This is a genomic window from Kitasatospora sp. NPDC086009 (assembly GCF_044540385.1).
GTDB lineage: Bacteria > Actinomycetota > Actinomycetes > Streptomycetales > Streptomycetaceae > Kitasatospora.
On sequence record NZ_JBITSA010000001.1, the window covers coordinates 1177489 to 1186773 of the forward strand.

General features: G+C 71.4%; 7 protein-coding genes. 4 read left to right on the forward strand and 3 right to left on the reverse strand.

Annotated features, from left to right (window positions below; all coding sequences use genetic code 11):
* Nucleotides 1-64: 64 nt before the first annotated feature.
* Nucleotides 65-1348, reverse strand: coding sequence for an adenylosuccinate synthase (locus tag ACIF6L_RS05250; protein WP_359805533.1), 1284 nt, complete (start codon nucleotides 1346-1348; stop codon nucleotides 65-67).
* A gap of 126 nt (nucleotides 1349-1474) precedes the next feature.
* On the opposite strand from ACIF6L_RS05250, the gene ACIF6L_RS05255 reads away from it, so the two are divergent.
* From ACIF6L_RS05255 to purM, 3 genes are all read left to right on the forward strand, one after another.
* On the forward strand, nucleotides 1475-2323 hold the full coding sequence (locus tag ACIF6L_RS05255; protein ID WP_396491223.1) for a diacylglycerol kinase: 849 nt from the start codon (nucleotides 1475-1477) through the stop codon (nucleotides 2321-2323).
* Nucleotides 2324-2707: 384 nt separating this feature from the next.
* On the forward strand, nucleotides 2708-4291 hold the full coding sequence (purF, locus tag ACIF6L_RS05260) for an amidophosphoribosyltransferase (protein WP_329489013.1): 1584 nt from the start codon (nucleotides 2708-2710) through the stop codon (nucleotides 4289-4291).
* 78 nt (nucleotides 4292-4369) lie between these two features.
* Nucleotides 4370-5455 carry a phosphoribosylformylglycinamidine cyclo-ligase gene (purM, locus tag ACIF6L_RS05265; protein WP_329489014.1) on the forward strand — a complete coding sequence of 362 codons (1086 nt, stop codon included), beginning with the start codon at nucleotides 4370-4372 and terminating at the stop codon, nucleotides 5453-5455.
* Between the two features lie 168 nt (nucleotides 5456-5623).
* Here the strand turns inward: purM and ACIF6L_RS05270 are convergent, their stop codons facing one another.
* Complete coding sequence (locus ACIF6L_RS05270; RefSeq protein ID WP_329489015.1) at nucleotides 5624-5881, reverse strand: DUF3073 domain-containing protein; 258 nt, start codon at nucleotides 5879-5881, stop codon at nucleotides 5624-5626.
* Between the two features lie 473 nt (nucleotides 5882-6354).
* Entirely contained in the window at nucleotides 6355-7518 is a 1164-nt protein-coding gene (locus tag ACIF6L_RS05275; RefSeq protein ID WP_396491224.1) for a Glu/Leu/Phe/Val dehydrogenase dimerization domain-containing protein, read from the reverse strand.
* A 216-nt stretch (nucleotides 7519-7734) separates the two neighbouring features.
* Between ACIF6L_RS05275 and ACIF6L_RS05280 the strand changes: the two genes are divergently transcribed.
* Nucleotides 7735-8715 carry a hypothetical protein gene (locus tag ACIF6L_RS05280; RefSeq protein WP_359805538.1) on the forward strand — a complete coding sequence of 327 codons (981 nt, stop codon included), beginning with the start codon at nucleotides 7735-7737 and terminating at the stop codon, nucleotides 8713-8715.
* The last annotated feature ends 570 nt before the right edge of the window (nucleotides 8716-9285 follow it).

Here is a 9285-nt window from a genome sequence, read left to right on the forward strand (position 1 = left end):
TCCGAAATGCCAAGAAGAAGGCCCTGCGGGACGCAGTGTCCCGCAGGGCCTCACATGCTCAGGCTCAGACGAACGAGTTGATCTGGATCGTCTCGTACCGGCCCGGGCCGACGCCGATGGCGGAGATCGGGGCGCCCGACATCTCCTCCAGCGCCTTCACGTAGGCCTGCGCGTTCTTCGGCAGGTCGGCGAAGGTCTGGGCCTTGCTGAGGTCCTCGGTCCAGCCCGGCAGCGTCTCGTAGATCGGCTTGGCGTGGTGGAAGTCGGACTGGTTGTACGGGAGCTCCTCGACACGCTTGCCGTCGATCTCGTACGCGACGCAGACCGGGATCTGCTCCCAGCCGGTCAGCACGTCCAGCTTGGTGAGGAAGAAGTCGGTCAGGCCGTTGACCCGGGTCGCGTAGCGCGCGATCACGGCGTCGAACCAGCCGCAGCGCCGGTCGCGGCCGGTGGTCACACCGCGCTCGCCGCCGATCCGGCGCAGCGCCTCGCCGTCGGCGTCCAGCAGCTCGGTCGGGAACGGGCCCGAGCCGACGCGGGTGGTGTACGCCTTCAGGATGCCGATGACCCGGTCGATCTTGGTCGGACCGATGCCGGCGCCGGTGCAGGCACCGCCGGCGGTCGGGTTCGACGAGGTCACGAAGGGGTACGTGCCGTGGTCGACGTCGAGCAGGGTGCCCTGGCCGCCCTCCAGCAGCACGACCTTGTTGGCCTTCAGCGCCTCGTCGAGCACCAGGGTGGTGTCGGCCAGGAACGGCTTGATCTTGTCCGCGTAGCCGAGGTACTCCTCCAGGACCAGCTCGGCCGGGATGGCGCGGCGGTTGTAGAGCTTCACCAGCAGCTGGTTCTTGTCGTGCAGCGCGGCTTCGATCTTCTGCTGCAGGATCGACTCGTCGAAGAGGTCCTGGACCCGGATGCCGACGCGGTTGATCTTGTCCGCGTAGGTCGGGCCGATGCCGCGGCCGGTGGTGCCGATCCGGCGCTTGCCGAGGAAGCGCTCGGTGACCTTGTCCAGGGTGCGGTGGTACGGCGTGATCAGGTGGGCGTTGCCCGAGATCAGCAGCTTGGAGGTGTCGATGCCGCGCTCGTTCAGCCCGCTGAGCTCGGAGAGCAGCACGCCCGGGTCGATGACGACGCCGTTGCCGATCACCGGCGTCACATTCGGGCTGAGGATGCCGGAAGGCAGCAGGTGCAGGGCATACTTCTGGTCGCCGATGACCACCGTGTGACCGGCGTTGTTGCCGCCCTGGTAGCGAACGACGTAGTCGACGGAGCCGCCGAGGAGGTCGGTCGCCTTCCCCTTGCCCTCGTCCCCCCACTGAGCGCCAACGAGCACGAGTGCCGGCACAGGCGTACACCCCTTCCGGTTGGGGCATCCTGCGAAGGCCGCAGTCTGCCCCGAGATAGACGAAGCCCCTGGCGCAATAGCGCAAGGGGCTCTTGCACCGAGAGATTACCTGAGGAAGGACCGGTCGTGTCGTCCCTGTCCACGCCCGCAACCGGCGGCCCCGAACCGCTCCTCCTGCTCCTCGACCCGGCGGCCCGGCAGACCGACGGCGAGTCGGTGCGGATCGCGAGGGACGTCCTGTGCGGAGGGGCGGACGCCAAGGTGGCCTACCCGGAGAGCCCTTCCGAACTCGACCGGGTGCTTTCGCACCGGGGCCGCCGCCGACCGGTGGTGATCGGCTCCGACCTGGCGATGCAACGGGTGCTCCAAGCCCTCTACCGCCAGCGTGAGCTGGGTGCGGACCCGGTCGGCATGGTCCCGGTGGGCCGGGCCGACGAGCTGGTGGCGGCCCGCGCGCTCGGTGTGCCGGGCGAGCCGGTGCCGGCCGCGCGGGCGGTGCTCGGCGGCGTGCCGCGCAAGCTGGACCTGCTGGTGGACGACGGTGGCGGAGTGGCGCTCGGCAAGGTGCGGATCTCCGGCAGCGGAGCGCGCCGGATAGCGGGCCGTACGGGTGGCTGGCGTTCGCTATGGGCGAAACTGGCTGCGGCCGAGCAGGGGACCTCACTCACGGTCGAGGCCGGCCGGGGCGAGCACAGCGCGCTGCTCCGGGTCGAGGCGGACGGCCGGCTGCTGGCCGACGTCCACCAGCCGGTCCGGGTGGTCGAGGTGACCCTGCCGGGCGGGGAGGCGATCGGCGGCGTGATGGAGATCGTGGTCCGCACGCCCGGCGCACTCGTGCGCGCCCGGGCGGCGACCCTCGCGGTGACGGGGCGCGGGTTCGGCTACGAGGCGGACGGCCAGCCGGTGGGTCCGGTCCGGGACCGGACCTGGACGGTGCACCCGGGCGCCTGGGGGCTCCTGCTCCCGAGCGCCTGAGGCCGGGGGAGGCCAGGGGAGAGCCGAACCGAGGACTGAACCGAGGACTGAACCGAGGACTGAACCGAGGACTGAACCGAGGCCCGAAGGGGTCGAAGCGGAGGGCCGAAGACGGCCCCGCGAGGCCCGGCGGCCCCGCCCGGCCCCCGTCGGCCCCTGGGTGAGCAGGCTCACGTTGCCCGCCGTTAACCTCCGGGCCGTCCGCGGGCGGAAAGGCCCCAACGGGCGCGACCCACAAGGCCAAGCGCCCCTCGACCGAATTCCGCGCCCTCGAAATCCGCCCCCGGTAAGGGGTTTTGTCTACGCGCGTTGCCGAGCGATCGCCCAAGAATCCGCGCCGCCCTGGTTCCGGAAGCCTGTGCCAACTGCCCTAGACTCGAAGGCGTGCCACGTGGTGACGGAAGACTCAACCACGATCTTCTTCCCGGCGAGAAAGGCCCCCAGGACGCTTGCGGCGTCTTCGGTGTCTGGGCTCCCGGCGAGGAGGTCGCCAAGCTCACGTTCTTCGGCCTTTACGCCCTGCAGCACCGCGGTCAGGAATCCGCGGGCATCGCAGTGAGCAACGGCTCCCAGATTCTCGTCTTCAAGGACATGGGACTCGTCTCCCAGGTCTTCGACGAGGCCTCCCTGGGGTCGTTGCACGGGCATATCGCCGTCGGACACGCCCGCTACTCGACCACCGGTTCCTCGGTCTGGGAGAACGCCCAGCCGACCTTCCGCGCGACCGTTCACGGTTCGCTGGCCCTCGGGCACAACGGAAACCTGGTGAACACCGCCGAACTGGCGGCCATGGTCGCCGAACTGCCCGGTGAGGAGCACGTCTCCCGCTCGGGCCGGTCCGCCGCGACCAACGACACCGACCTGGTGACCGCCCTCCTCGCGGGCCACCCGGACCTCTCCATCGAGGAGACGGCCAAGCTCGTCCTGCCCAAGGTCAAGGGCGCGTTCTCGCTCGTCTTCATGGACGAGCACACGCTCTACGCCGCCCGCGACCCGCAGGGCATCCGCCCGCTGGTGCTCGGCCGGCTGGAGCGCGGCTGGGTGGTCGCCTCCGAGACGGCGGCGCTGGACATCTGCGGCGCCTCCTTTATCCGCGAGGTCGAGCCCGGCGAACTCATCGCCATCGACGAGAACGGCATGCGGACCTCCCGCTTCGCCGAGGCCAAGCCCAAGGGCTGCGTCTTCGAGTACGTCTACCTGGCCCGCCCCGACACCTCCATCGCCGGCCGCAACGTGCACCTCTCCCGCGTGGAGATGGGTCGCAGGCTGGCCGCCGAGGCGCCCGTCGAGGCCGACCTGGTGATAGCGACCCCGGAGTCCGGCACCCCGGCCGCCATCGGCTACGCCGAGGCCAGCGGGATCCCGTACGGCTCGGGCCTGGTGAAGAACGCCTACGTGGGCCGCACCTTCATCCAGCCCAGCCAGACCATCCGCCAGCTCGGCATCCGGCTGAAGCTCAACCCGCTGCGCGAGGTCATCCAGGGCAAGCGCCTGGTGGTCGTGGACGACTCGATCGTCCGCGGCAACACCCAGCGCGCGCTGGTGAAGATGCTCCGCGAGGCCGGCGCGGCCGAGGTCCACATCCGGATCTCCTCGCCGCCGGTCAAGTGGCCCTGCTTCTTCGGCATCGACTTCGCCACCCGCGCGGAGCTGATCGCCAACGGCATGACCATCGAGGAGATCGGCCGCACGCTCGGTGCGGACTCGCTCTCCTACATCTCGATCGACGGCATGATCGAGGCCACCAAGCAGCCGAAGGACCGGCTCTGCCGGGCCTGCTTCGACGGCGAGTACCCGATGGAGCTGCCCGACCCGGCGCTGCTCGGGAAGCTCCTGCTGGAGGCCGAGATCAAGGGCGGCCAGCAGCCGCCCGCGGTCCGCGGCAAGCCGACCAGCGGCAGCGACCTGGACGGCGTCCAGTCCCTGCTCGGCGGAGCGGGCGCGGCCGACGCCCTGCGCCGCCCGTAACGACCTGACGGTGGGGTCCCGGAACCCGGGGCCCCACCGCTGTTCCAACCCCCACTGACCCGAAAGGGCCGCACCGCAGTGACCACGAACCAGAACGGCGCCACCTACGCCGCCGCCGGCGTCGACATCGAGGCGGGCGACCGCGCCGTCGAGCTCATGAAGCAGTGGGTGAAGAAGGCCAGCCGCCCCGAGGTGGTCGGCGGCATCGGCGGTTTCGCCGGGCTCTTCGACGCGTCCGCCTTCAAGCGCTACGAGCGGCCGCTGCTGGCCTCGGCCACCGACGGCGTGGGGACGAAGGTCGCCATCGCCGCCGCCATGGACAAGCACGACACCATCGGCCACGACCTGGTCGGCATGGTCGTGGACGACCTGGTGGTCTGCGGCGCCGAGCCGCTGTTCATGACCGACTACATCTGCGTCGGCAAGGTCGTGCCGGAGCGGGTCGCCGCGATCGTCAAGGGCATCGCGGAGGGCTGCGCGCTGGCCGGCTGCGCCCTGGTCGGCGGCGAGACCGCCGAGCACCCGGGCCTGCTCGGCCCGGACGAGTACGACGTGGCGGGCGCCGGCACCGGTGTGGTCGAGGCGGACGCCCTGCTGGGCGCCGACCGCGTCCGCGCGGGCGACGTGGTGATCGCGATGGCCGCCTCCGGCCTGCACTCCAACGGCTACTCGCTGGTGCGCCACGTGCTGCTGAACGAGGCCGGCTGGAAGCTGGACCGCAAGGTCGAGGAGTTCGGCCGCACGCTCGGCGAGGAGCTGCTGGAGCCGACCCGGATCTACTCGCTGGACTGCCTGGCGCTCACCCGGGCCACCGAGGTGCACGCCTTCTCGCACGTGACCGGCGGCGGCCTGGCGGCCAACCTGGCACGGGTGATCCCGGACGGCCTGCACGCCCGCCTGGACCGCGGTACCTGGACGCCGCTGCCGGTGTTCCAGACCGTCGCCGAGGTCGGCAAGGTGGCCACCCTGGAGATCGAGAAGACCCTGAACATGGGCGTCGGCATGGTCGCGGTCGTCCCGCCGCACTCGGTGGACGTCGTGCTGTCGATCCTGGAGGACCGCGGCGTCGAGTCCTGGCTGCTCGGCGACATCGTCGAGCGCTCCGGCGAGCACGAGGGCGGCGCGGCGCTCTACAACGCCTACGAGGCCTTCACCGCGGGCTGAGCGGCATGACGAAGGGCCCCTTCCGGCGGGAGACCGCGGGAGGGGCCCTTCACGTGTCTGGAGAGCCGTGACGGGACCGGCAGGGCCGGAGCGGAGCGCCCGCACTCGGGGAACGCCGAAAACCGGCCCGGCGCTCTGGGCGCACGGGCCGGTCAGGCCAGACTGTGACTACGCGCGGCGGCGGGCCTGCGAAGGCCCGGTCCCCGACGTGCTGTCATCGTCCTCGTCGTCGTCGGCGTACCGAGCCGCGTATTCCGCGTAGGGGTCGTCGTCCTCTTCTTCCTCGATCGGCTCAGGCTCGATCGAGGCGGTAGAGGGCGATACGCCCAGCTCGTTGGACAGACGATTGGCGTCGAACCCGCCGCTGTTGTACTTCAGCTCGCGGGCGACCTTCGTCTGCTTGGCCTTGGCCCGGCCGCGCCCCATGGGTCGACCCCCTCAACGATGGGGCTCACGGCCCCGAGTCTGACACGTGTTCATGATCAAGAGCGGCCTGCCCGAATGGGGAGAACCGTCCCTTGGAGCATTAACGGTACCTGTTTCTGCCGCTGGACGGTACGTCGTCGGTGTGACGTGGCGCGCACCGGCCGCACCCGAGACCAGGTCTTCCCAGGTCACGGGAGGTTTTGCGGCAGTTTGCGCGCTGTCCGGAGGTAGCTGAGGTCCGTCGTTCCGGGATCGATTATCCCCCCAAGGGGGGTGGTGGATCACCCGATCGGGCGCAGAAGTGAGAATCCGGTTCCACATCGTGATGCGCGCGGGACGAGTCGGCCCGGGCCCCCGCGGCGGGGCCGGGAGGGCCTTCGGGGCCCCGTGGCGGGCCGGAGACGGAGGAGCCGCCCCCCGGGCGCGTCACGGAGTCCGCGACGCGCCGGGGAGCGGCTCCGGCCGCTCGGGGGTCAGCCCCGGCGGGCACCCGGCAGCAGCACCGAGCGGAGCGCGCTGATCTCGCGCATCCGCTTCTCGGCGAGCCGGTCGGCGGCGACGGCCGGCGGCACGCCGTCGGCGGCGGCCCGGGTGAAGATCTCCAGGGTGGTGTCGAAGATCCGGGTGGCCTTGTTCTTGGCCCGGTCGAAGTTGAAGCCCTCGATCTCGTCGGCGACCTGGATCACGCCACCGGAGTTCACCAGGTAGTCCGGGGCGTAGAGGATGCCGCGGTCGGCCAGGTCCTTCTCGACGCCGGGGTGGGCGAGCTGGTTGTTGGCCGCGCCGCACACGACGGAGGTGCCGAACTCGCCGAGGGTGCCCACGGTGTCGTCGGTGAGGGCGCCGCCGAGGGCGCAGGGGGCGTAGACGTCCAGCTTGCTCTGGAGCAGGGCGGCGCTGTCGGCCACCACCTCGACCTCCGGGTGAGCGGCGCGCACGCGGTTCACGGCGGCCTCGGAGACATCGGTGATGACGACGGTGGCGCCGTCCGCGACCAGGTGGCCGACCAGGTAGTGGCCGACCTTGCCGACGCCGGCCACACCGACCCGCTTGCCGCGCAGGGTGGGCTGGCCCCAGCGGGCCTGGGCGCTGGCGCGCATGCCCTGGAAGACGCCGAAGGCGGTCAGGATGGAGGAGTCGCCGGCGCCGCCGTTCTCGGGCGAGCGGCCGGTGACGAACCCGGTCTCGCGGGCGATGACGTCCATGTCCTGCACGTAGGTGCCGACGTCGCAGGCGGTGATGTAGCGCCCGCGCAGGGACTCGACGAAGCGGCCGTAGGCCCGCAGCATCGCCTCGTTCTTGTCCTTGTTCGGGTCGCCGATGATGACGGCCTTGCCGCCGCCGAGGTCGAGCCCGGCCAGCGCGTTCTTGTACGACATGCCGCGCGAGAGGTTCAGCGCGTCCTCCAGGGCCGCTTCCTCCGAGGCGTACGGGAAGAAGCGGGTGCCGCCGAGGGCCGGGCCCAGGGCGGTGGAGTGGATGGCGATGATGGCCTTGAGGCCGGAGCTGCGGTCGTGGCAGAGGACGACCTGCTCGTGGCCGTCGCCGGGAGCGGCGCCGTCCTGGTCGGTACGGAAGATCCTGCTGAGCACTCCGGGTGCGGGGTACGCGGCGGATGCGGTCTGTACGTCGGTCACTGTGGTGACTCCAGTATCCGAGGCCCGCTGCTGTGGTGCGGGCGCCTAAGGCGAAGCGTAGTCGCGCGGTCGTCCTCGATCTGCCCTCTTGTACGAGCTTGCGCGGGTTGTCCGCGTACTGAGACGGGGGCGGGCGGAGCGCGTTCCCGCACGGCTCCCGGCCGAAGGCCTCCCGGGCGGGGGCCGGTGCGTGCGACGATGCAGAACGTGACCGTCGTGCGCACTTCCGTACTGCCGCCCTACGCCGCCCACCTGCGGGTCTACGAGCCGCTGGCCGCCTACCCGGAGCCCGAGCGCGCGCGCTGGCAGGCCTACGCCGCGGCGCACGGGCCGGATGCCGCGGAGGCCGGCCGTCCGGTCGCGGTGGCGGCGCTGGAGGAGCAGCGGGCGGCGCTGGCGGAGCTGGTCGGCCGGACCCCCCGCGCCCTGCCGGAGCGGGAGAGCGAGCGGGCCTTCGTGCGGTCGGTGGACGGGGTGCTGTACGTCTGCCCCTGGGCGACCCGGCTGCGCACCTGGCAGGCGCTGGACGAACTGCGGGCGGCGGCGCCCGTGGCGCTGCTGGACACCGCGCTGCCGCCGGCCACCCGGGCGGCCGCCGAGGCCGACCGGGAGCGCTGGCGGGCCGAGCACCCGGACGCCCGGCCGTGGATCGTGACCAGCCGATGGGAGGTGCCGGTGCGCTGGTTCCTGCCGTTCGGGGAGGAGGACCGCTGCTTCGTGCCGGCGGGCGGCCCGGGCGGGACGGGCGATCAGGAGCCGGCCGGGGGCGCCGCGGAGCCCGGTGGCGCGGCCGGGCGGCCGGGTGCGGCCTCGGCGGGCGGCGCCGGGTTCGACCGCGGGGAGAAGGGGGAGCAGGCGGCGCTGTTCTACCTGACGCCGATGGCGCAGGCGCGCCGCCGGGTGGCCCGGGCCTACCGGGCGCTGCGCGAGGCCGTGCCGGAGGGGGACCTGGTGCGCGGGGCGGAGCTGGTGGGGCGGTGGCTGGAGGAGTTCCACCCGCGTTCCCTGGTGGAGCTGGACTACGGGGGGCTGGTGCACCTGCTGGGGCCGGAGCAGTTGCTGGCGGACCGTTCGGCGGGGGAGCTGGAGGACGGGCTGCGGGCGCTGCGGGCCGGCGAGGCGGCGGAGGCGCTGCGGGTGTACGAGGAACTGACGGTGCGCTGGCGGCGGGTCCTGGCACTGCGGTACGCGAACTGAGTCAGCGGGTAGGGGAGGGGGGTCGGTCCGGCCCGGGGGAGGCGTCGGAGGGCCACGGGGAGGGGTGCGAGGAGGGGTGCGCGGTGCCGCGGGGGCCCGGTCGACGGGGCGTCAGTGCTGGCGGGGCGGGGTGTCGGTGGTACTTGTAAGACTGGAAGAGTCCTACGGCCCGGGCCGTATGACCAAGGTCCTGGTTCGGGTCAATAGCTATCGAACGTGACACTACTCACCGTTGACGCGAACTTACCCCTATGTGCAAAAATGGGACAACCAGCCCAACTTCACATGAGCGTGCCCACTTTTGGGTGGTTCTGGAACCGATGCGTACCTTGCGAGGAAACAGCGGGTCTGGTCTCCTCGTAACCGGATGTCACTATAAGGTGACTGCCCGTTATGGGGTGGTCCATCGCCATCCGTCAGCCTTGAACCCGTGAGGGGTCAATTTTGGCGGTTTGGTCGATAGGGCTGGACGGATGGTGTAGTTGTAGACACCAGGACAAGCCGTTCGTCCTATAACCGACTCGGCCCGTCTATGCCATTTCGGGCATCGCGGGCCAAGGTGCAGAATTT